Source organism: Pseudomonadota bacterium (genome assembly GCA_039193195.1).
Taxonomy (GTDB): domain Bacteria; phylum Pseudomonadota; class Gammaproteobacteria; order Steroidobacterales; family JBCBZW01; genus JBCBZW01.
On sequence record JBCCWS010000007.1, the window covers coordinates 149,601 to 171,340 of the forward strand.

Below are 21,740 nucleotides of genomic sequence, written 5' to 3' on the forward strand. Positions count from 1 at the left end.
CATCTAGACGCAACGCGATTGCGCCAGCGCCTACCTCGTCTGAGCAGGTGCGGCGAGCGGATAGCCGGGAGCCGCGGTGCTCTCACGGCGGTTCGACCTCCCAGCATCGCCGCGCACGCCCTCCGCCCGATAGGCCTCCCACGTCCCTTTGCCTCCTCGCTTCACCTCGTAGAGCGCTACGTCAGCTTCCCCGAGTAACTCGTAGAACGGCAACTCACGGTCTCCCGCCAACGCCACCCCGACGCTCGCCCCTACCTGCACCGTACGGCCCGCCACGGTGACAGGTTCGGCGATACGATCGATCAAGCGTTGCGCGACTAAGGCATGATCGTCTTCGCACTCCATCTGCGAGAGCACGACCACGAACTCGTCCCCACCCGTGCGCGCCAGGAAGTCGCTCTCGCGTAGGGCGCGCTTCATTCGTCCCCCAACTTCTTTCAGTAGAGCATCACCGGCGGCGTGGCCATAGAGATCGTTTACCTGTTTGAAGCCATCGAGGTCGATCTGCAGTACGGCTTGGGGGCGGTTCGAGATCAACTCCTCGCCGGCAACGCCGCGTAGGTAGCGGCGGTTCGGTAGGCCGGTGAGTTCGTCGTGGTTGGCCTGCTGATCGAGTTGATCGCGAGCCTGTTGTAGCTGTCGGGTGCGCTTGGCGACGTCACGGGCCATCGGGCGGAAGATGAACTGACCCTCCAAGACCAGCAGGAGCAGCGTGAGTGCGAAGATGATGATGTCTATGCGCAGGATAGTGCGCAGGCGAGCATGCGATTGCGCCTCGTAGTCGGTCACCACGTCGTCGAGTCGATTCAACAGCGTGGTTCGCGCGAACGACGACAGGGCGTCTATCCGCCCACGTAGGGCTGGCGCGTCGGGCGGGTGGTCGAGAATTCCCTCGACCTCATCGACGAACCACTTCACGAGGTCGTTCAGTGAGTCTTCTGCGGTGTAGATCTCCCGTATGACCGGCGATTTGAGCGGAGGCAAGGCGAGTGCTTTGTCGCCCTCGGTCAACGCTCGGTGGGCGTCGCGAAACTCGCTCAGCGCTTCACGCAGAGCAACCTCTGCTTGGACCTGCGGCGCGGCGCCTTCAGCGTTGACGTACTCGCGAGTCAGTAGGGTGATCTGCTGGGAGAGCATGCGCTGGCGCCCGCTCACGTTAATGAGTCGCGCGCTCTCGTCCTCGGACATAACCAGAACGTGTACGCTGGCGAACACGGCGCTGGCGCCGGCCCCGATCAGTCCCAGCGCCAGCAGATAGGCGCAGGTGATCCGGCGGTGTATGGCGCGCGGAGACCTTGCATGAAGCGCAGTGTCAGGCTTTGTGGCGGCGTCGATCTGGGGAGTCCTCGGTGTAATCCGAATGACGGTTTTTGCATTAGGTGCTTGCGGGCCTCAAGGGAATGGTCCGAGTTTTCCGCGCCGTGGCAGTGAACTGCGAACTGGCACATCCGTACCGCACTGCCTGTCCGCCAAAGCGATGCAAGGTGATTTATGACGGTCATCGTCGAGTGAGTGACGTCTCGCCCTCCAGCTCATGGACGCAGCCGCCGCACTCTAGATCGGGTGAGGTGTCCGCTTCCTATCCACAACGTGCATCGGGCGGTGGGCGTCGCTGCGGGCGTTATGCAATGGCCGGCGGCCTTTACGACTCGATCGGCTCGGTGCGTGCGGTGAGGTCGAGCAGTGCGCTAGTTCGCTGATTATCCAAGAGAGCCCGAGCATGGCATGGGCTATGCACTAACACCTTAGGCGCCATGGGTTCCCCGGATGCGGGGGCTGGCGCCACTGTCGCCGACTAGGTGGCAGTTGGGACGATACTGGTGCAGCAGGCACGTCCCCGGAAGGCCTCGCTCCCGCGGGGCCTTCTGCCTTTGCGCAACGCGCAGCTCACAGCTTCGTTTTGCTGCGCCTCGCTTGCGGTAATGACCATCCGAAGACAATGGCGCTCGCCCGCACGCTGAGACCGCAAAGCACCGCCAAGCCCAAGGCCACCTGCGCGCGCAAGCCCACCAGGGAGCCCGCCACGAGTACCGTGCTGGCGACGAAGGCGGCGGTGGCATAGATCTCACCGCGCAGAATAAGGGGGATCTCGTTGCAGATGACGTCGCGGATCATGCCGCCAGCGACGGCGGTGGTCACCCCGAGCATGATCGCAACGATCGCGCCGGCGCCGTGCTGCAGGCTCACCTGTGCACCGAGGGCAGCGAACAGGGCGAGTCCCATCGCGTCCATCCAGATCAGTACCTGGCGACGGCCACCAGGCTCATATGCCGTGACGTATACGATCACGGCTGCGATCATTGCCACGCTCACGTAGCGCACGTCCGCCACCCAGAACACCGGCACCCGGTCGAGGATGAGGTCGCGCAAGGTGCCGCCGGCCACCGCAGGCAGGACGGCGAGCACGAGGAAACCGAAGATATCCATGCCCTTGCGAGCGGCGGCCAACGCCCCGGACACGGCGAAGGCCGCCGTGCCGAGCATCTCCAGGAAAAACGTCAGCGTCATGGCGCCAGCGCTGCGGGGCGTCGGATCACGATCTCGCCGTCACCACGCCGCGAGGGCCGTGCGCAGGATCAGGGCGATGAGCACCAGCGATGAGAGAACGAAGAGGCCAAAGCGCACGAGGATGCGATTCACCGTCACCTGCACCAGCGAGTGCACCATGCGCAGGCTCACGTAGGCCCAAGCGAGCAGCAGGTTGAGCTCATCGCCGCCCTGACCCAGCAGGGCCAGGGCGAGGGTCACGGCGTAGAACACCGTGGGCGCTTCGTGGAGGTGGTTGTAGTTGTGCGCCTTCCATTGCACCGACGGCGGCAGCAGGCGATCGAGGGACGCTTCGGGATCCTGAGCCAGGCGATCGAGTTCCACGCGCGCGGCTTTCATAGCAGGTACCCGCGTCAGGTACATCCACAGCCACATCACCATGGTCCACGCCGCCAGCGCGACCAGCGGCTGCAGGATCTCTCTCCCCTCCATGGCTAACGCCCGGGTAAGCTGGCGCGGACCATGGTGTTCGCGTCTGTGCCGAACCAGAGCGTGTCGGAGCTTGGGTGATGCACCATGTAGCGTGCCGTCAACCCGCCGCTGGCGATCGCCTCGCGGGCGATGAAGCGCTCGGTCTTCGCATCGAAGCCCACTAGATGGCTGCGGTTGCTCGGCGACTCGACGAACCACAGGCGATCCTGATCGTCCACGGTCATCGCGTAGGGGATGGCCTGCGACTCGCCGGGCGCGGCCCACTCGGTGAACTCACCGCTCGCAGGGTCCAGGCGGCCGAGGAAGCCGCGCGCGTAGTCCACGTACCAGACCCGATCGTCGGAGGTCACCGCTAAGCGCCGGGGGCGCGCTCGATCGGCGGGAATGAAGAAAGTGCGCATCTTCATGGTCGCGGGATCGACGGTGGCGATGCGGTTGGTGCCGAACAGGGCGATCCACGGGTGTCCCTGGCTGTCGAGCATGATGCCGTAGGGACGGGCGCGCGGATACGGCGTCTTCACCAGCTCGTACTCGCCCGTCGTCGTGTCTAAGCGACCGACGTAGTTGGCGTGTTGCGCAGTGAACCAGATGGTCTTGCCGCCGTTCGCGAGCACCAGCGTGTGCGGGTCCATGTCCTCGCTCTCGATCGGGAACCGCTGGATCTTGCCGGTTGCCGGGTCGAGGCGGCCGATGTGACCGTTTCGATTGCCCGCATACCAGATCTGATCCTCGCGATCGATCACGAGGTTGTGGGGGTGGGTGCGGCCGGGCAGGGCGTAGCGTTTGAACGCGCCCGTGCTCGGCACCAGGCGGCCGATGTAGTTGCCACGCTGGCCGCAGAACCAGACGTTGCCCTGGCTGTCGAGAGCCGGATCCCGGGGCCGGGTCATCGGGCGATCTTCGTTCGGGTAGGTGTCGTAGAGCGTGCCCTCGCTGTCCATGCTGATCGGCACTCGCCACTCGGTGAGTTCGATGTTCAGGGTCTCGGCCCTCAGGGCGTATCCGAAGAAGACACCGCTGAGCAGCAGGCTGACGAGGGCGACGGAGTGGGCTTTCATGATCGGAACTCCTCCTTCGGGACGTGGGGCGAGTCGAGCAGGTGCCATGGTAGCGGAGGACGCGGCCCCATCGGCGCCCGGTCTACGAGTGGAGTGTGGTTGCGGACGCCGACGTGACGCCTACCCAGGTGCGCTCAGCGCCCTCTGATGCCCGTGTACACGCGGTATCCCCAAGGCGGCAGCGTCACGCGGAAGTCTGCGTCGATCACTTCATCCTCGCCGGAGAACACCTCGAGGTAGCGCCCCGAAAACGGTGCATCGGAGAAGGTCACGGACCGGGGTTGGTCGCTGAAGTTGACGGCGACGAATACTCTGTCTTCGGCGTTCTCGCGCATGAAGCTGAACACGTGCTCGGGGGCGCTGTTCCACACGCGGAGCATGGTGGCGCCGTGGCGGCCGTTGTGCAGGGTCGTGTTGCGCTTTTTGAGGTCGAACAGGGTCTTGTAGAGGTCACCGATCGGGTGTTCGCGCCAGCGGATCGGGTCCTTCTCGAAGAACGCCAGGCGCTTTGGGTTACCCGCCTCTTGCCCGTTGTAGAGCAGTGGCATGCCGTCGCCGACCACGGACAGCACGATGGCGGCCCTTAGCCCGTCGCCAAACTTCTCGAATTGCGTGCCCTCCCAGGCGTTGCTGTCGTGGTTGGCCACGTAGGTCATGCGATAGGCATCGGCAGGGTAGGCGCTCTCGCGCCAGGAGTAGTACACGAACAGCGCGTCCAGGCCCGCGTGACCCTGTATCACCTCGTGCACCGCCTCGTGCCAACTCCACGCGTAGGTGGCGTCGAAGGCCTCGGCGTGCAGGTCGCGCGACTCCCACTCGGCAAGCATGAACACCGGCTTGATGGCATCCAAGCGTCTGCGCACCCGGTTCCAGAAGTCTAAGGGGACGAAGCCGGCCACGTCGCAACGATAGCCATCGATGCCCACCTCGCGCACCCAGTAGCTCATGGCATCCGCCATGTACTCACGCACGCCCGGTTGCCGGTAGTCGAGGTCGATGATGTCGGACCAGTCCCACCAGGGCGTAGGCCGGTAGTCGCCCTTGTAGTCGCGCTCGTACCACTCCGGGTGCTGCTCGCGAATTGGGTTGTCCCAGGCCGTGTGGTTGGCCACCCAATCGAGGATCACGTACATGCCTTGGGCGTGAGCCGCATCGACTAGCGCCTTGAGGTCCTCCAGCGTGCCGAACGCGGGGTTCACGCCGTAGTAGTCCTTGACGGCGTAGGGGCTGCCGAGCGAGCCCTTGCGCTTCTCCTCGCCGATCGGGTGGATGGGCATGAGCCAGAGGATGTCGATGCCGAGGGCCTTGAGCCGTGGGAGCTGGGCCTGCACGGCGGCGAAGGTGCCCTCCTCGGAGAACTGGCGCGTGTTGACCTGGTAGAGGCTTGCCGAGCGGGTCCAAGCGGGGTGTTGCAGCTTCATGTAGGGTTGCGGTGCCGCCACGGGCTCAGCGCCGCCAGCGGTGGCCAGGCTCAGGGCCAGGAAGAGCGCGGTGTAGAGCACGTTGGAGGGATGATCCATTGGGGCCTCGCAAGCGACATGGTGATGAGACCCTGAAGGGTAGCGGATCGCCGTGACCAAGTTGGCCCGTTGGCAGCGTTCGCGGCGTTGCATCGCTTGCCAATGGCGATGCCATTGGCTGCGCGACGCGCCCCTACGCAGACTGAGCGTTACCTTATTTACCAAGCGGCCCACTAGGCTTGCGGTGGCTGCACGATCGTAGGCACGCTTTCTAGGCATAGTACGAGGCCGGCTGACATGCAATGTACACTGTTAGGTGACGCACAGGCAGGGCGTTCCCCGGTGGCGAATCGCGCTCCTCACTGCCTTTGCACCCGCCTCGCGCTTGTCCTCGCTACCGCGTACTTGCTGTGGGTGCCCGCCAGTCCAGCACTCGCCTGCTCGTGTTTCTACTCGCGTGAGGAGCTGATGGACGTGGCACGCCACGTGTTTATCGCGCGGGCAGGTGAAGTCGACGATGACGAGGCGCGGGAACACGAGACCCACTCAGAGCGCTTCGCCGGGTTCGCCGTGGTCGAGCAGTTCCTCGGCGATCCGCACCAAGTGACCGACCTGCGCGTGCGCTACCGCACGGACAACGTGGTGACTACGTGCAGTAACGGCTTGCTGACCGAGGGGGCGCTCTACCTTGTGGTGCGCGATCGCGCGGGGCCCGCCTACCTGGGTTCATGCGCGGGCGTGCGCCCTTGGGATGGCGATGAGGAATCGCTGGCCGCCCTGCGCGCGGGGGTGGCACGCCGGGACGCCCTCGATCCTGGGGCTTGGGCAGCGCGCGAACCAGGAACGGTTTCTCTGGATGCCGCTACCGGCGTTCGTGGACTAGCTCGGATTGCTCATGAGTCTTGCGCTGTGGCCGCGTCGCTTCGGGCGGAGAGCCCCCTCGGCCCGACCCCCTTCAGTAGGAGGCCGAGCCTTGGCGCATGGCGACTACCGAACTTCCTGATCACATAGGTGCGCTACCTGTACATCGCGCACATCCACCGGCGGTGCTGCCAGCTCTGCCAGCACGTCGTCTTCCCGGTTGGCGATCCACGTGCGCAGACTGCCCTGGAAGAAGCGCATCTCGTTGACGGCCTGCTGACCGAACAGAGCCAATAGGCGCGGTGACAGCAGCGCATCGATGCGGTCAATCTCGGTCAGGTAGGTGTTTGGGTCCCACAAGGAGTCGAGCACCGTTTGCATCTCCGCCAGGAACAGCGCCTGCGTGTCCGGCAGGTTGTACATGCGCCGAGCGAGGGCTGAGCGGATAGCGAAGATTGTCTGGCCTTCGGGGAAAAAGTCCGAGTCCATGTCCCAGGGGATGAAGCGCATCTGGTTCTCCAGCGGGGAGACGTAGACCACGCTGTTGTTCATGTTAAAGGCGTAGCCGTCGCTGTGGGCGATGAGCGCTTCGGTGGCCCAGTAGCGGACAAACCAGGGGATATCGACGCGGGCCTCCAGCTCTGGCAGGAGGGACTCGTAGGGGGTGAGCTCGAGCACGTCCGTCAGGTCGAGGAGCTCCTCGTTGCCGTCTTCCGCGGATTCCGTGTCCGGATCCCAGGTGTTGATCCAGGGGCCGGGCCAGAAGTCGCTGATCTCCGCTTCGAAGAGCTTGCCGAGGGGATCATCGAAGTTTCGCGCGACGAAGGTCTCGTCCACCTCTTCCACGTTGACGTAGATACCGAGTTCTTCACCGTTTACGCGCACTTGCGCGAAGTTGCAGCGTGGCGCGACGAGGCCGGCGTCGCGGAAGATCTGAAACGCCAGGCACTGCTTGGCCAGGGAGGGATCCTGGCGGGCGTTGTTCAGCGTGAGGCGCGTGACGCCGTTGATGTCACCGCCTGCGATGAAGCGGTTCAGGTCGAGCTTGAGCGCGGGCTTCTCTTCCGAGAGCGAGCCTTGGAAGCCCTTCTTGCGGATGCCCACGAGGTTCACCTGCTGCTCACCGTCGATGGTGATGTCGGCGGGGAACCAGGTGAAGGGGCTTGGCCAGGGTCGCATGCCGCACTCGGGGTCGTTGACGAGTTCTTCGAGATCCCGCGTCTGCCCACGCAAGGCTTGGAAGTCGACGGGGTCCATCGTCACGTCGATCTCGACCACCCGATCTGCGGCGTAGAGCAGCTCGGTCTCATCCGCGGGCCCGACAGCCGCTTCGCAGCCCTGGGCGATGCCAGGCGGCACGCCGTTCTGGGCGCGGAGGATGACGGCGGCGTCGGTGATGTCGCAGGCGCCTTCGCCGGTGACGTCGCACTTGGTGGGGGCCGGCAGTTGGGGAATGATGCCGAGCGCGAAGAGGCGCACGCGCAGGCCGTCGTTCTGCAGCACCTGGCCGTCGTTGTTCACATCGCCGCACTGACAGGCGTTGCCGATGCCGTCGGCGAGGGCGCCGCCGACGCCGCCCGTATCGGCCTGGGCAGGGTTGGCGATCAGGCTGCAGTTATCGTCGCAGCCGATCGTATTGCCGCCGATGCAGGTGGCGTCGCCGACCAGGCCATTGCGGTTGCCGTCTTCGGAGATGCCGTCGAAGTCGCGGTCCGGCCAGGGCAGATCTTGGCGCAGGGGCGCGAAGTCCTGCGCCACCTGGTCGAGAGCGCCGTTGGGGGCACCGAAGCTCGAGGCGATGGCGTCGTTGTAGCCGGCGTCGTCGCGGCCGACGTCGGCAGCGGGGCTCACCTGCAGGGCGAAGGTCTCGCGGCTGTTCACGCCGATGCCGGAAGCCACGCCATCGTCGCTCACGATGCCCTCGCCGGCGGGGCCGAAGACCACGTTGCCCTCGGCGTCGTAGATCGTGAGCTGCCAATCGTCGTTATTGACTGGGAAGTTGTCGGCGGAGATGAATTCACCGGTGCCGCCGTCTTCGGGGTTGGCGGCGTTGACGTTGATCCACCAGTCGCCGTTGGCGGGGTCGTAGGAAGGATCGTCGGGCACGTCCTCGGCCACGGTGATGATCGTGCCTGCCTCCAAGCTCTCCCAGAGCGGCGCGTCAGTGAACACGAGGCGCGGTTCGAGCTCGCCGTCGCTGAAGATCTCTAGCTGCCAGCCGCGGATATCGAGGCCTTCGGCGACCACCACAAGTTCGAACCAGTCGCCGCCGTTGCCAGGGACGCGGCCGAAGAAGGGATCGAAGGGGGGCGCCGTGTTGCCGTCCTCGTCCACGAACTCATCACCACCGTTCAAGAAATTCGAGCCCGACACTGCGTTGTACTCATTGAGCACCAGAGGCTCGGCGCTGGCGATCGTGCCGATTAGTCCTAGTAGGGCGAACGGCAAGCGGCCTCGCCGGATGGGAGCTCGTGTTGTCATAATTCTTCCTTGACTCGGTGGTAGGGCGTGCTCGTTGTTGGCGTCCACTTGATTCTGCCCCCATTGGGTACGGACACGGTAGGGGAGTCACGACACGCGCTGTTTTGCCTCAGGTTGTCCGGACAGGCGATGCGCCAAGCCTTCGCGGTTGCCGCGCGTCCAATGGAATGCCTTTACAGACTTCGAAAATATCTTCACGAACCTTCGCTAACATCTTCGTACGGTGTGCAACTTCTGTAGTGCCTTTGGTTCAAAATACGCAACTCAACTGATCGAGGAGCATCGCCAGTGCGTACTAAGCCGCTTGTTTTCACGCCCACCAGCCGCCGCGTTTACCTGGTCGCCCTGACGGCGCTGATCGGCCTCACTAGCGCGGTCGCGAGCGCGTCCGAAAACGGGCCGCTGTCCGTGGAAGGTCAGGTGACCGTGCCGGCGTCGCCGGAGCACGGCAAAGTGCCCGTCTCCTCACAGTTTCGTTTTCCGGATGACTTCCGCGTGCAATCAGAGTCGACCAAGATCGTCTGCCAAGTGCTGGTCAGTCGCGTCGGTGAGGTGAGCGCACGCAAGTGTGCGCAGCACGGCGGCTCAGAGCGCCTGCGTGGCTGGCTGCGCAACGAAATCCACTACCGTTTAGAGCGTTCACGCTTTCGTCCCGCGCAGGTCGACGGTGAGCGCGTGGCGGTGTCCATGCCGATTCTCGCCCTGGTGAGCTGCGATGCGAAGGGGGACTGCGGCGTGGGCGTGTACCCCAATGCGGGTCTGTACACGGATCGCTACGGTGCCGCCTACTACGGGCCGCAGGAGATCATCGATAGCGCGGGTACTTGGTACGATCGGATGGTGGCGAGCGACTCCTGCAGATCCGGTAAGGCCCGCACCTGCAAGGGCCCCACGGCCTTCGCCTTCGGCGCGTCCGTCCGCGTGAGCAACGACGGCTATGTGAACGGGGTGGGTGTACTGGACGGCATCGAGGCTGGCGATTTCCCCGTCGATGCAGCCCTCGAGCGTCTAGTGGAAGCGCGCTACATCCCGGCGCAGGTGCAAGGCGAGGCGATGCAGCTGTTGGTGCACACGCCCACGCTTCACAAGAAGAACAGTCGTCACTTTGCGCGTAACCAGTGCCGTCGTGTAAGCGAAATCGGCACCCGTCTCGGCAAGCACTGCTACACGATGCAGGAGTTGGCCGCCTACCGTCCGGACGACGAGAGCGGCTTCGCCGAAGCCCTCACCTTTTGGTTGGTGGGCGGATCTGCCGGCGGTATCTGAGTCCCCACGGGTAGCGCGCGGCCTTTCTCCCCCGGTCGGGGTCGCGCGTTGCCCACCTTACTAGGTCGATCGCCCAGGCGTAGTGCCTTGCGCTCAGTCCGCTCCGCCGCGAAGGCGAGCGATGAAGCGAGTCGTCGCTCGATCGAAATCCCCCACGCGACCGGACGCCCGTCCGTGCAGCTGCGCGCCCTCGACCAGCGCCAGGAGCGCGCTCGCCTCTTCCCGCGCGTCACCCGCGTGCGCCAGTGCGCCCACCTTGGTCGCATCGGTGATCACCGATTGCAGCCAGTCGATGCTCTCCGCGTGGAAGGCATTCAAGGCCTCGCGTACTTGTTCGCTTAGGCGATCGGGACTCAAGGCGAGGGACACGCACAGGCAGAGCATGTCGCCCTCGCCGAGGGCGTCGCGGTAGTGGGCCACGAAGCGGCTGAGTTTCTCGGTCGGCACCAAGGCTGCGCTGTCCACCTGATCCCGAAACGCTCGGTTCGCGTCCCGGTAGCGCGTCACGAGCGCCATGGCCAGATCCGCCTTGGTGGGGAAGTGGTAGTGGATGCTGGCCTTCTTGATCCCCACGCTTGCCGCCAGGTCGGCGTAGCTGAAGCCATCGTAGCCTCGTTCTCGGGCCGCGCGCTCGGCGGCATCGAGCAGCTGAGTCTTCGTATCCATGGTGTTGCAGGATTCCTGAAAGTGTTCATTAAATCAATGGGCTAGGCATGATGGAGGGGGCGACGGGCAAGTTGCCTTGCGGGTACTGCGAATATTACCTACCATCTAGTAGGTAGTTAAAATTCACTGCAGGAGTATCCCGATGAAAATCTACGATGTTGAGGGCTTTCCCAATCCCGCCCGCGTGCGTATCGCGCTGGCCGAGAAGGGCGCTACGGAGCAGGTGGAGTTCGTCCCGGTGGACCTGATGAACGGCGAGCACCGCACGGAGGCCTTTCGCGCCCGTAACCCCGACGCGACCGTGCCCTACGCCGAGCTCGAGTGCGGCACCTGCATCTCCCAGTGCACAGCCATTACCGAGTACATCGACGGCCACTTCGAGGGACCATCGCTCTTCGGCGACACGCCTAGGCAGCGCGCCGTCACTCAGATGATGAACCTGCGCGCTGAAGCGGGGCTCATGGACGCGGTAGGGGCCTACTTCCACCATGCGACGCCGGGCCTAGGCCCGGATCTCGAGACCTATCAGAACCAAGGCTGGGGGCAGAAGCGCAAGCAGGTGGCGCAGGACACGATGCGCTACCTCGACGGCGTGCTCGAGGACCAGCCCTACCTCGCGGGCGATCGCTTCAGTGTGGCGGACATCACGGCCTTCGCTGGCCTCGCCTTCGCCGATTTCGCGAAGGTGGAGATTCCACCGGAACTCCACAACTTGCGCGCGTGGCGAGATCGCGTCGCCTCGCGGCCGAGTATCGCCAGCTGACCGAAGCTCTGGGTAAGGAGACTCCCGTGGAACTTAACGCTGACTTCTTCCAGCGCGTGCTGCTGCACGAGGATGAGGTGCCTTGGCAAGCCTCGCCGATGGCAGGGGTGCAACGCCGCATGCTCGATCGCATTGGCGCGGAGGTGGCCCGTGCCACCACCATCGTGCGCTACGCGCCCGGCAGTCACTTCAGCCCGCACACGCACGGTGGCGGCGAGGAGTTCATCGTGCTGGACGGCGTGTTCCAGGACGAGCACGGGGACTTTCCCGCCGGGGCCTACGTGCGTAACCCGCCCACCTCGCGACACACGCCCGGCTCCGCGCCGGGCTGTGTGATCTTCGTTAAGCTCTGGCAGTTCGCTCCCGAGGATCGCACGCCCGTGATGATCGACATGAACAAGATGGCAAGTGTCGAGGCGCGCGATCGTCCAGGCGTGTCGGTGATGCCGCTGTTCGAGGATGCGCGCGAGTCGGTGCGGTTGGAGATGTGGGCGCCGGGGCAGGCTGTGGGCCTCGATCTTCCCGGCGGCGGCGAGTTTCTCGTGCTCGAGGGCGAGTTCGCCGAGTCAGGCGATCGATTGCGCAAGCACTCTTGGCTACGCTTACCGATAGGTGGCCAGCTATCGGCCGTGGCTGGTGCCGAGGGCGCTCGGGTGTGGGTCAAAGCCGGTCATCTGCCGTTTGCGAAGGCGCCCGTGGTCGACGTCTGAATACAACAGGCCGTAGGGATCCTGGCGGTCGCAGACGGCAGGCCCCTGCGTATCGCCGAGAGGCGGTTTCCGACTGCTTCGGCTATGGCTCCCCTCAGCGCGGCGGCATCGCCCGCAGCTTTTCGACCAGATAGTCGCTAACCGTTTTAGTGATGCGCGCGTCCTGCAGGTCGAACAGCGCGTCGGCCGTTTTCTCCGCGTCTTGAAGCTCCCATCGCGCATTGCGCCGACGGAATTCGAGGGTCATGGTCTTCTCGAAGCTTCGCGAGGGAAAGCCCAGAGACTCAACCAACGCCGTCTGCGGCATGTTGCGCGGCATGTTGACAACGCGCGAGAACACTTCCAGCGCCACCTTAGCCTCGCAGCGCTGGCGTCGCTTATCGCCCTCGCAGCCGATCACCTCCACCTTGCGTACGGTTTGGCTGAGCACGGGCGTGGTCACCAGCCCCGGCAGCAGCTCGCTGAACCCGACGAAACGCGTGCCGGAGGTGCTGTGCTCGGTCACGATGCGCACCCCGTCGCGCCGCGTGTCCGACTCCGGCGCGCGGGAGATGGCGGCGATCACCAAGGCCCGACGCACCACGTTGTCGGTGGGTGATGAGATGCGGTGACGCTCGGTCTGCCAGCGCTCGAGCGTGGGGCAGACGATCTCGCGCTTGTCCTCGGCGGAAAAGAGCGCCTGGCGTAAGACCGCTTGGTCCGAGGGTGCGGGCCCGCAGGCGAGCAGAGGGCACTTGCCCGTTTCGGCGCAGCCCGGCTCGTCCTTGGGATCTGTCTCGTCCGGGGCCAGGCCGAAGCCGACCACGGAAAGATCGAAGGAGGCGTTGCCCAGTAGGGCGCGCACGGCGTCGAGGCTCTGCGAGGCGGAGACTTCTCGTTCGACCTTCTTGCCGAAGCGCCCCACGCCCGGCGCGTTGTCAGGTCGGGGCCGCAGTAGCAGGCGGCCGATATCCGGCGCGTGGAGTCCATAGACCTGTTGCACGACGCCGCCCTCGTCGCGCTGCACCTCGATCTCCAATACTCGTTCGCCGTCCGCCACGCCGACCAGGGTGACGAAGTCCGTACTCGACCGCCCTCGCTCGCCGAGCAGGTAGATGCCCGCTTCGACCAAGGCGCAGCTGAGGTCATCGCGATGGCGGCGGGGGAGCTTGAAGCCCTTGCCGGAGAGCTTTACGGCGGGCACGTTCTCAAGTGCCGGATCCTCACCGCACGGGCGGACCTGGCGATTGAACCTGTTGCTGTACACGTAGTCGATCAGCTGCTGGCGGGTTTCCTTAGGCCAGCTGTCGCGGATGGTTTTCGCTTGTTCAGGAGTGAGGTAGCCGTCGTCGATGCGCAGGGTTTGCGCGTCGGAGGAGCAGGCGCCTAGCCACAAGGCCAAGGCGCCTAGCAGGCAGGATCGTAGGTGATGCAGGTTCATCGCGTACTCGCGTGGCAAAGCTCCTGCAGGTTACCGTCTACGCGGCGCCGCGCAAGCGCAAGCAGCCTATTGGCTGCTAGTGCCCGGCGGTGCGGCCACCTTCTGGTACGCGTGGCCCTCGCGCTGCAAACCGATCACCTTGCCCGCGCCATCGCGCAGGAAGCGCACGGGTGACCAGGGATCGAGGGGGCTCGATCGGGTGGCGAACAGGTCTGGCGCGGCCGGCTCTAGCGTTAGGGAGATATCGCCCCAGTCGGCGACGAGCTGGCCGCGCACCCCCAAGCTCCACTCCAAGTACACCTCGTCCGTGCGGTAGCGACCGACGTACTCGTGGAGGGCCGTCGTCGGGGGAGACCACTGCCAGCCCTGCCACTGCGGGTCGGCTTCGCTGTCGGCGACGCGCTCGCTCAAGTACTTTAGCTGGCGGGCTACGCGTTGCGGATAGCGTTCGACGCGCAGGGCGCGCATCTTCTCGGCGTCCGGGTGGTCGGTGAGAAACTGCAGAAACATGGTCACGGTGCGGCTGGTAAACCAGCCCGTTTGATTGTCCGAGTTGGAGAAGGCGGCCACGCCGACCCCGAGGTCCTTCGAGAACGCCATCATCGTGCGATTGCCTGTGTAGCCTCCGCCGTGGATGAACACCTGATGGCCGCTGAAGTCGCACAAATTCCAGCCCAAGGAGTAGCCGCTGCAGGGTAGCTCGTAGGCGTTCTTACGGTCCTCCATGGCGGTGCTCACGAAGGAGGTCTGCGCAAGCGCCACGGCCTTGCGCGAGAACGGCGTGGCGTCGCCTCCACCGACAAGCTGCAGCTGAAGAAAGCGCGCCATGTCATTGGTGGAGGTCACGATACCCCCCGCCGAGTGCATCATGCCGTCGTACTTCGGGCGCACGTCGTGCCAGCCCGGCTCGCCCTGCCACTGGTGGCTGAAGGCCAACTCGTCGAGGCTGAAGTCTGAGGTGCGGGCGGAGCTTCGCGACAGCTTCAGGGGCGTGAACACTTCCTCATCCAGCCACTGCTGCCAGGTCTTGCCCGTGTGGGTCTCCAAGATGGCGCCGTAGATGTTGTAGCCCAAATTGTCGTAGGAGAAGCCCGCATCGCGCCGCTCGGCGTACTCGCCGATTAGGCGCGGGTAGTCCTCGGGGTCGATGCGGGTTACATAGGCCTCTGTGTTGACGATGAAATCTGCGTTTATCGGCAACTCGTGGGTCAGCAGCTGGCGCAAGGTGTAGTCCTCGGCCTGCAGTCCCCCCGGCAGGGCCAGCGCTGGCCAGTACGTCGCCACGGTGCTGTCCAAAGGCAAGATGCCTCGCTCGTCCAGCACGGCGGCAAGCAACCCCATGTACGCCTTGGTCTGGGAGGCGATGTAGATGGGCGTATCCACCGTGAGCGGTGCGCCGGTGGAGGCGCGCCTCACGCCCATCACCTTGTTCAGAAGCACGTCATCGGGGGTCACCACCACGGCGGCGAACCCGGGCTCCAGGCCCGGAATGTCATCGATGAAGGCGCTGAGCTGATCGGCCGCCTCCTGGGGCGAGGTGGCGCGGGCGCTGGCACTCAGTACGAGCAGGACCAGGACGAGAACGGCGTGTCTCAGCATCGGATTCCCTCGACGTTGCTGGAGTAACGGCGCAAATGGTGACCTGAGGCGGCGCGGATCTATTGTACGGACGTAACCTGCTGGCACCGCGACAGGCGCCTGAGCGCGCCGGGGGTGAGACCTGTCTGGCGGCGGGCGACACGGTGGAAGTGGGCCTGGTCGGCGAAGCCTGCCTCGTTGGCGGCGCCGCTCAGCGAGTGGCCCTTGGCGAGGGCCGTGACCGCCTTCGCCAAGGCGCTGCGCGAGCGATAGGCGCTCGGCGAGGTGCCGAACCATTGCGAGAAGCTTCGCGAGAGGTGTACGCGATGTACGCCCGCCTCGTGAGCCAGGGCGGCGAGGTCGAGGTCAGGGCCGCCCTCGCGCAGGGCCTCGCGCACGTTGGCAAGCCAGGTCGGCGGCGTGGCGCCTCGCTTGGTGTCGTCGCGGTGTGACAGCGATAGGGCAAGCAGATCCCACACGAGCTGCTCGTTGCAGGTGCTCGGCTCAGCTAGCAGGGGCATAAGCTCCGCGAACCGTCGTTGCGCGCCATCTTCTTCCTGCGGGCGCCAGCGCCAATCGCCCAGCGCGAGCGCTTGCAGCCCCAGGGGCATCTCCGGATCGATGTTCACCGCCAGGATCAGCGACCCCGACGGCCCGTATCGGTTCGCGTGGGTGAAACCGGCCGGCTTGACACCGCAGGAGAACCGGTACACATCGCGCTCGCCACGCTGGCCGGACTCCTGCATCTCGCCTACGAGCAGCCAAGAGACCTGGTGATAGTCGTGGCGATGCTTCGCCATGTGCTGGTCTGGCGTGTAGTAGCTGAGGCTGGTCGAGAGCCCCTCGCCACGAAACAGGGTGTGCCTACGTTGGAGCTTGTGAGTTTGCACCGGAGCACCTTCGCTGAGGGCGTGCAGGGCGGCGTCTCATCGCCGTTCGGGGCGTCACATTAGCAAACGACGTCGGCGGCGCAACCTGGAGTGAGCGACGTCCGCACGCTGATTCCCTCACGGCAAAAAAACTCGGTTGTTGATGACCTCTGGCGCCCTTCGCTCGCGCAGGGTTCGGGTGACCACAGCGAGTGCCGAGCCTGCACTTGGCCGTAGGTCTCAGCCTTGGTGCGTGCGTGCGCCAAGGGTTCAACCTCAAGAGCAACAACGGAGAAGTACAGTGAATAGCAACCCCATCATGCGCAGCAGCCTCGGCGCCACCGCGCTCGCGCTCACGCTGGCCAGCAACCTCGCCGATGCCGGCATCGGCAATCTGGCCGTCGACATCGACCCCATGGCCTTCGGCACGCCCACCGTAGAGATCTTCGTCAACGGTCCCTTCGGCGGCGACATCGAGTGGACTGCCTCCGGTGAGGCCGTGCCATTCCCGGACGGCGCCTGCGGCTTTCGCGTAAAGGGCAACAACCTCCTCGAATGGGGTTGGTACGAGGGCGGCGTGGCCGGCAACGACTTCATGAACGGTGTCAACAACAACGGCCTCGAACTGCCTCACGTGCCGAACGAGTGGCTGGAGTTCACCGGCCCCTACGGCGACAACTGTGAGGAAGGCTACGTGTTCCATACGCCCGCCACCCCCACGTCCTTGCCGCCAGCCGGTGCGATCAAGCTGGTGATCCAGTTCGTCGATTGGGATGACATCGAGTTCTTGACCGCGGGCTTCCAGCCCTTCGAAGTGCAGGACGGCCTGGAGCCCCCCGATGAGCCGCCCCCGCTGTGCGAGATCGTGCCCGAGTTCTGCGAGCCGGTCACGGACGAGCTGGTCTTCGATGGAGGCTGTGACGATGAGATCGTCGGCGGCTGCGACGATGGCGAGGAAGGGGCCGAGCACGGTGCCCTCACCACCTTCAGCGCGGGCTGGAACGTGCGCGGGACGGTGCAGGTGCTGGCGCTACCTAACGTGCCTCTGTACGCGGATCTGCTGATCCCCTTGAGCAACGCGCGGGATTACGCGGTGGCTGCACAGAGCACCTCGCGTGACCTGATCGAGTTCGCAGAGAGCGAGCGGGTGAGCCGGGAGGAGTCGCTGTTGGCCGCGCGCTTCGCAAACGCGACCGATCTCGCCGAGCGCAAGCTCGAGACGTGCACCGCGGCCGTCGAGCGCGCGCTCTACGAGACGGGCCGTGGCATGCGCGAGGAGGCGGTGGCCCAGTGCGAGGAGGCAGCCATGCAGCTGTACGATGCGCACGAGTCTGCCCAGGCCTTCGCACGCTTGCGCAGCCACGACCGTAAGGCGGTGAACAAGCGCTAGGGAGGAACGGTGGGGTGGTAGCCGCGTCGCTACCACCTCACCTGCTGAAGGATACTTCGTAGCAGGCCAGCTGGGCGTTAATCTCGTCGATGACTTGTCAAAGGTGCCGGTCACCGCGTCGGCGATCGCTCCAAAGCCAGGTTCGAAGCTGCCGCTCACCCTGCAGCCCGCCATTCTCCACGCAGCTGATATCGTTCACCGTGAGGCCTGATCGGGCAGCTCCCTGTCGTCCTCCAGGATGAGGATGTTCTGCAGGATCAACGGGAACTCGCCGGTCTCGCAGGACAGCTGCTGGGCGGACCGCGCCATTGCCGGGTCTGTGGCGGCGAGCAGGCTCATGAGTAGCAGCGCACCCCAGCTGGCGGGTACGCGCGATATGGCTTTCATCAGGTTTCTCCCTCTCTTTCTTGACGATCAGCACAGCTGACCGCGTCCGACGCTGATCCTCATCGGTGCGCCACAAATCGCGATGTGCTGCGGCACTGATATGTTAGTGCAAGTCTTAGGAGATAAGTCGCACCCTGCTGCGGGGCCTGCGAGACGATGGCCTGACCTGGTGCTTGGTGTGCGGGGTCGATCACGCTATCTTCAGTGTTGGGAGAAGCCTTGGAGGATTCAGGTGAGCGAGCCCGGTATTCAGCCGTTTCGCGTCTTTGTCGCCAGCCCTGGCGACGTGGCAGCGGAGCGCGCCCACGTGCGCGACGCTATCGCCCGGGTGAATCAAGACCCCGAGGTGCGGGCGCGGGCAGTGATTTACGACGAGTCCTGGGACAGCACCCCGGGGCGCGACACGATGCCAGCGAATCGCGATGCGCAGGCGCATATCGAGAGCCGTACGAGCCCGGAGGAGTGTGATCTCGTCATCGGTATTCTCTGGCAACGCTTGGGGCATCCGTTGCCAGACGTGTTGACGACGGCGGGAGGGCGCAAGTGCCGCTCGGGCACGGAGCGTGAGCTCTATCTGGCCTTGGAGGCGGACCGCACGGTGTGGGTCTGGCACAACGTGGCGAGCGCGTCGTTGGACATCAACGACCCTGACTTCGAGGAGAAGTCCGAGCAGGCGGCACGGGTCAAGCGCCTGGTACGTGAGTTCCATCCCGCCGACCGGCCGATCGAACACTACGTCAACCCGTACGATGGCGCTGACCAGTTTCAAGAAAAGATCTATACCTCTTTGCGTCGCTACGTACTCGACTGGTTGCGGAAACAGCCGCACGTGGCGACCTCGGCGCCCAAGACAGCGCCGCCCGGTCCGCCCACCACCTTGCTGGTACGCGGTCGCGACTACCCTGAGGCAGGCCCCTACCGTGGCCTCCTCGCGTACACCCGCGAGTACCCGAAGATCTTCGCGGGCCGACAGAGTGACATCGACCGTCTGGTCAAGCGCGTGATGGAGCAGGGCGGTTTCGTTCCGGTACTGGGCGCGTCGGGGTCCGGTAAGTCGTCCTTGGTGGAAGCGGGGTTGATCCCCGCGTTGGCGGCGAGCAATCCCGCTTGGCAAGCGACCCAGCAAATCTCCCCCGGGGGCATCAGCGACGACCCCTTTGTCGGCGTGGCCACCGCGTTGCGCGAATGGGCATCCACCGCACCCGGCGGACCCCTAGCGAAACAGCTGCGGTACGCCGCCCAGTCTGAAAATGATCAGGCGTTGCGCGACGTGCTTCCCCAGTTGGAGAGGCTCCCCACGCCGCTGCTGGTGTTCATCGATCAGTTCGAAGAGCTCTTTACCGTTTGCCGCGAGTCTCATCAGCAACCGTTCGGCTGGTTACTCGCCCAGCTAGCAGCAACACCGAAGCTGTGCGTGGTCGTGACCATGCGCAACGACTTTTTCCATCGCATCGCTGATGTCCCAAGCCTACTGGAGCTGTTCGGCGCGCCCGCGATGCTGCTGGGCCCGCCTGCGCCAGAGCAGCTGCGCGAGATCGCGACCATGCCCCTGGCGCAGGCCGGGGCGCGGCTGGATGACGAGTTGCTGGCGACGCTGTTGCGCGATGCCGGTGCTGGCCCCGGCGTGCTGCCCTTGCTCGCGTTTACGTTGGATGCGTTGTGGGAGCACTGGAGCCGGTCGCGCTCACGCTCGCGGCGTACAACACGCTCGGTGGTGTGGGCGGTGCGGTGCGTCGGCAGGCGGATACCGCCCTCGATTCCGTGGCCATGGAGCCCGCAACGCGCGAGCGCGCCTTCACCCGGCTCTTCGCAGAGCTGGTGTCCTTGGACGATGAACGTCGGCCTACGCGCCGGCGCGCGCCGTGGCCTTCGGATACGGAGACATCTGCCCTGGCCGCGGCGCTGGTGAACGCGCGGCTGTTGGTCAGCGATGGTGAGCAGGAGGGGCCTGATCGCACGCTGGAAGTGGCTCATGAGGCGCTGTTTACCCAGTGGCCGCGACTCCAGCGGTGGCTCCACGAGCGCGGCTACGACCTTTCGCTGCTGCGCCAGCTGGAACGGGACGCGCGGCGTTGGGCCGAGGCGATGGCGAGACGGCAAGGTGATGAGCTGAGCTTGCGCTGGCACCGAGGTCGAGCGCCGGAGATTCGTCGCGCATTGAGTGCGATCACCGGCGGTGGGGTCGAGTCCTTGGGTGAGCCCATGCGCAGCTTCGTGTGCCCGCGGCGGGAGGACTGGGAGCGGGTCGACCGGCCCTTTCTTGAGCGTATCGAGCTGCGAGAGCGGGCGATGGATTTCGCGGCGCGGGCACCGAAGGGCATGGACGTGGATGGCGATGGACTGCCGGACATCGCTTGGGTGGAGATCCCGGGCGGTGAGGTCACCCTGGAGGGCGGTGCCGGCACCTTCAGCACGCCTGCGCACTACGCCCTGGGGCGGTACCCGGTGACCTACGCACAGTTCATGGCGTTCTTGGCTGATCCGGAGTCATCGCCGGCGGGGCCGTGGTATGCGGGGCTCGATCACCCGCACGGGGATGAGCCGCCGAAGCCGACGATTCGGGAGCCTTGGCGACCGGTGGTGGGCGTGAGTTGGTACGACGCCGTCGCCTTCTGTCGCTGGCTGACGGCGCGACGTGCTGCGGTGCTCGGCGGCCAGGAGATTCGCTTGCCGACGGAATGGGAATGGGAGTGGGCCGCCAGGGGGCGGGAGGAACAGCGCGAGTTCGCTTGGGAGGGCCCTTGGGTGGACGGCTACGCGAACTTGCTCGAGCAAGAGGCAGGAACCACCTCGCCGGTGGATCTCTGCCCGCAGGGGGGTGCTCGTGATGGCATGGGCGATTGCACGGGCAATGTGGAAGAGTGGTGCTTGAACGAGTACGAAGTGGCCGACAACCAGGCGGTGGATGGCGCGAAAGAGCGAAGCGTTCGTGGTGGCAACTGGAGCCTTGCTCGCCGATACGCGCGCTGCGCCTACCGCTACTGGAGTCATCCGTACTTCCGCGTCATCCTCGTCGGTTTTCGGGTGTGTCGTTGCTCCCCATCTTCCTGAACACTGAACTGCTGAACACTTACTCCGGCTCGGCTGCCGCCGGCGTCGCGGTGACCTCAGACGTCGTGCGCAGGAGGCGACCTCGGGGTGCGCGTCAAGCGCACCCAGGAGGTCGCCAATCTGCACTATGCGCCCGACGGCGGCAGCATCAGACCGCCAGCGTACGGACGGGACCACCCCGCGCCATCTAGTCATCCCGCAGCGGAGCTCACGAACCTTGATCGGTGAGCGGCATAGCGACGGCGTGCGCCGTCCGGCCTAGCCGCACGGGTGGGGAGATGTGGAGCAACGACACACCCGAAAACCGATGTTGATGTTGCGGTTGTTCGGATGATTCCTGTTGCGGTTGGCGCAGCGCGCCACCGGGGCGCCCCACCGACAGCTCTTCATCGGCCTGGGTAGGCTAACACCGATGATCATGCAGTTGGTGTGCTAGGACGGTGCTTGGGCCTGTCGCAGCCACCCGCCCAGCAAGGCGCCAACATGATCGACCAGCTTCGTCACGTGAGCGTACTGGCCATCCGTAGGCCATTGCAGGTGATGGGCCAGGCGCAGGTAAACGCGAAGGCGCTGAACGTGAGCGCTGCTGTCCTGCAGGTGCCGCAGACGAGTGTCTCCCTGGCGTGCGGCCTGGGCGAGGAGCAGGGTATCCTGCGTATCCAATGCCGCACCGATCAGGCGGGCCGTCACGTTGTCTCGAAACACACGCGGAAAGCGGGCGCACGCGGGGACTAGCCAGCTCAGTAGATCGAAGGTTCGGACCAGGATGATCATGTCGTTGGCCATGGGGCTGTCGCTCCG

At 65.1% G+C, this 21,740-nt stretch carries 18 protein-coding genes and 1 pseudogene; 7 read left to right on the forward strand and 12 right to left on the reverse strand.

The genetic code is table 11. The annotated features are described in order from the left end of the window. Positions 1–30 precede the first annotated feature (30 nt). The 5 genes from AAGA68_09230 to AAGA68_09250 form a co-directional block, all read right to left on the reverse strand. The gene (locus AAGA68_09230; GenBank protein ID MEM9385228.1) at positions 31–1,188 is read right to left on the reverse strand and encodes a diguanylate cyclase; all 1,158 of its coding nucleotides are present in this window, start codon (positions 1,186–1,188) and stop codon (positions 31–33) included. A gap of 699 nt (positions 1,189–1,887) precedes the next feature. Then, complete coding sequence (locus AAGA68_09235; protein MEM9385229.1) at positions 1,888–2,508, reverse strand: trimeric intracellular cation channel family protein; 621 nt, start codon at positions 2,506–2,508, stop codon at positions 1,888–1,890. A gap of 39 nt (positions 2,509–2,547) precedes the next feature. Further along, entirely contained in the window at positions 2,548–2,979 is a 432-nt protein-coding gene (locus AAGA68_09240) for an MAPEG family protein (protein MEM9385230.1), read from the reverse strand. 2 nt (positions 2,980–2,981) lie between these two features. Continuing rightward, positions 2,982–4,037, reverse strand: coding sequence for a lyase (locus tag AAGA68_09245; GenBank protein MEM9385231.1), 1,056 nt, complete (start codon positions 4,035–4,037; stop codon positions 2,982–2,984). Between the two features lie 134 nt (positions 4,038–4,171). Continuing rightward, entirely contained in the window at positions 4,172–5,458 is a 1,287-nt protein-coding gene (locus tag AAGA68_09250) for an alpha-amylase family glycosyl hydrolase (GenBank protein MEM9385232.1), read from the reverse strand. Positions 5,459–5,794: 336 nt separating this feature from the next. On the opposite strand from AAGA68_09250, the gene AAGA68_09255 reads away from it, so the two are divergent. After that, on the forward strand, positions 5,795–6,508 hold the full coding sequence (locus tag AAGA68_09255; GenBank protein ID MEM9385233.1) for a hypothetical protein: 714 nt from the start codon (positions 5,795–5,797) through the stop codon (positions 6,506–6,508). Here the strand turns inward: AAGA68_09255 and AAGA68_09260 are convergent. Next, entirely contained in the window at positions 6,485–8,839 is a 2,355-nt protein-coding gene (locus AAGA68_09260) for a CotH kinase family protein (GenBank protein ID MEM9385234.1), read from the reverse strand. The two genes, AAGA68_09255 and AAGA68_09260, sit on opposite strands and share 24 nt — an antisense overlap. Before the next feature lie 288 nt (positions 8,840–9,127). On the opposite strand from AAGA68_09260, the gene AAGA68_09265 reads away from it, so the two are divergent. After that, on the forward strand, positions 9,128–10,105 hold the full coding sequence (locus AAGA68_09265; protein MEM9385235.1) for a hypothetical protein: 978 nt from the start codon (positions 9,128–9,130) through the stop codon (positions 10,103–10,105). Positions 10,106–10,198: 93 nt separating this feature from the next. On the opposite strand, the gene AAGA68_09270 is transcribed toward AAGA68_09265, so the two are convergent. Further along, entirely contained in the window at positions 10,199–10,771 is a 573-nt protein-coding gene (locus AAGA68_09270) for a TetR/AcrR family transcriptional regulator (GenBank protein ID MEM9385236.1), read from the reverse strand. Positions 10,772–10,913: 142 nt separating this feature from the next. Here AAGA68_09270 and AAGA68_09275 point away from each other — a divergent pair, with 142 nt between their 5' ends. Beyond that, positions 10,914–11,534, forward strand: a complete 621-nt coding sequence (locus tag AAGA68_09275) for a glutathione S-transferase (protein ID MEM9385237.1) — start codon at positions 10,914–10,916, stop codon at positions 11,532–11,534. A 26-nt stretch (positions 11,535–11,560) separates the two neighbouring features. Then, the gene (locus AAGA68_09280; GenBank protein MEM9385238.1) at positions 11,561–12,244 is read left to right on the forward strand and encodes a cupin domain-containing protein; all 684 of its coding nucleotides are present in this window, start codon (positions 11,561–11,563) and stop codon (positions 12,242–12,244) included. Positions 12,245–12,338: 94 nt separating this feature from the next. Here AAGA68_09280 and AAGA68_09285 read toward each other — a convergent pair whose 3' ends face one another. The 3 genes from AAGA68_09285 to AAGA68_09295 all read right to left on the reverse strand — a co-directional run bounded on the left by AAGA68_09285 (position 12,339) and on the right by AAGA68_09295 (position 16,132). Further along, positions 12,339–13,664 (reverse strand): hypothetical protein, encoded by a 1,326-nt coding sequence (locus AAGA68_09285; protein MEM9385239.1) that lies wholly within the window; start codon positions 13,662–13,664, stop codon positions 12,339–12,341. A 66-nt stretch (positions 13,665–13,730) separates the two neighbouring features. Next, entirely contained in the window at positions 13,731–15,263 is a 1,533-nt protein-coding gene (locus tag AAGA68_09290; protein MEM9385240.1) for a serine hydrolase domain-containing protein, read from the reverse strand. A gap of 59 nt (positions 15,264–15,322) precedes the next feature. After that, positions 15,323–16,132, reverse strand: a complete 810-nt coding sequence (locus tag AAGA68_09295; protein MEM9385241.1) for a helix-turn-helix domain-containing protein — start codon at positions 16,130–16,132, stop codon at positions 15,323–15,325. 280 nt (positions 16,133–16,412) lie between these two features. On the opposite strand from AAGA68_09295, the gene AAGA68_09300 reads away from it, so the two are divergent. Beyond that, the gene (locus AAGA68_09300; protein MEM9385242.1) at positions 16,413–17,501 is read left to right on the forward strand and encodes a hypothetical protein; all 1,089 of its coding nucleotides are present in this window, start codon (positions 16,413–16,415) and stop codon (positions 17,499–17,501) included. A 195-nt stretch (positions 17,502–17,696) separates the two neighbouring features. Here the strand turns inward: AAGA68_09300 and AAGA68_09305 are convergent, their stop codons facing one another. Next, entirely contained in the window at positions 17,697–17,888 is a 192-nt protein-coding gene (locus tag AAGA68_09305; protein MEM9385243.1) for a hypothetical protein, read from the reverse strand. Between the two features lie 406 nt (positions 17,889–18,294). On the opposite strand from AAGA68_09305, the pseudogene AAGA68_09310 reads away from it, so the two are divergent. After that, positions 18,295–19,554, forward strand: a pseudogene (locus AAGA68_09310) (ATP-binding protein). Positions 19,555–19,616: 62 nt separating this feature from the next. Beyond that, positions 19,617–20,939: an SUMF1/EgtB/PvdO family nonheme iron enzyme gene (locus AAGA68_09315; protein ID MEM9385244.1), complete on the forward strand. Its 1,323-nt coding sequence runs from the start codon at positions 19,617–19,619 to the stop codon at positions 20,937–20,939. Positions 20,940–21,371: 432 nt separating this feature from the next. On the opposite strand, the gene AAGA68_09320 is transcribed toward AAGA68_09315, so the two are convergent. Further along, entirely contained in the window at positions 21,372–21,725 is a 354-nt protein-coding gene (locus AAGA68_09320; protein ID MEM9385245.1) for a four helix bundle protein, read from the reverse strand. Positions 21,726–21,740: the final 15 nt, after the last annotated feature.

Excerpts from the sequence above, each read along its gene's own strand:
- AAGA68_09230 (MEM9385228.1), bottom strand. The coding sequence starts at position 1,188 with ATGTCCGAGGACGAGAGCGCGCGACTCATTAACGTGAGCGGGCGCCAG.
- AAGA68_09235 (MEM9385229.1), bottom strand. The coding sequence starts at position 2,508 with ATGACGCTGACGTTTTTCCTGGAGATGCTCGGCACGGCGGCCTTCGCC.
- AAGA68_09240 (MEM9385230.1), bottom strand. The coding sequence starts at position 2,979 with ATGGAGGGGAGAGAGATCCTGCAGCCGCTGGTCGCGCTGGCGGCGTGG.
- AAGA68_09245 (MEM9385231.1), bottom strand. The coding sequence starts at position 4,037 with ATGAAAGCCCACTCCGTCGCCCTCGTCAGCCTGCTGCTCAGCGGTGTC.
- AAGA68_09250 (MEM9385232.1), bottom strand. The coding sequence starts at position 5,458 with ATGAAGCTGCAACACCCCGCTTGGACCCGCTCGGCAAGCCTCTACCAG.
- AAGA68_09255 (MEM9385233.1), top strand. The coding sequence starts at position 5,795 with ATGCAATGTACACTGTTAGGTGACGCACAGGCAGGGCGTTCCCCGGTG.
- AAGA68_09260 (MEM9385234.1), bottom strand. The coding sequence starts at position 8,839 with ATGACAACACGAGCTCCCATCCGGCGAGGCCGCTTGCCGTTCGCCCTA.
- AAGA68_09270 (MEM9385236.1), bottom strand. The coding sequence starts at position 10,771 with ATGGATACGAAGACTCAGCTGCTCGATGCCGCCGAGCGCGCGGCCCGA.
- AAGA68_09275 (MEM9385237.1), top strand. The coding sequence starts at position 10,914 with ATGAAAATCTACGATGTTGAGGGCTTTCCCAATCCCGCCCGCGTGCGT.
- AAGA68_09285 (MEM9385239.1), bottom strand. The coding sequence starts at position 13,664 with ATGAACCTGCATCACCTACGATCCTGCCTGCTAGGCGCCTTGGCCTTG.
- AAGA68_09290 (MEM9385240.1), bottom strand. The coding sequence starts at position 15,263 with ATGCTGAGACACGCCGTTCTCGTCCTGGTCCTGCTCGTACTGAGTGCC.
- AAGA68_09305 (MEM9385243.1), bottom strand. The coding sequence starts at position 17,888 with ATGAAAGCCATATCGCGCGTACCCGCCAGCTGGGGTGCGCTGCTACTC.
- AAGA68_09320 (MEM9385245.1), bottom strand. The coding sequence starts at position 21,725 with ATGGCCAACGACATGATCATCCTGGTCCGAACCTTCGATCTACTGAGC.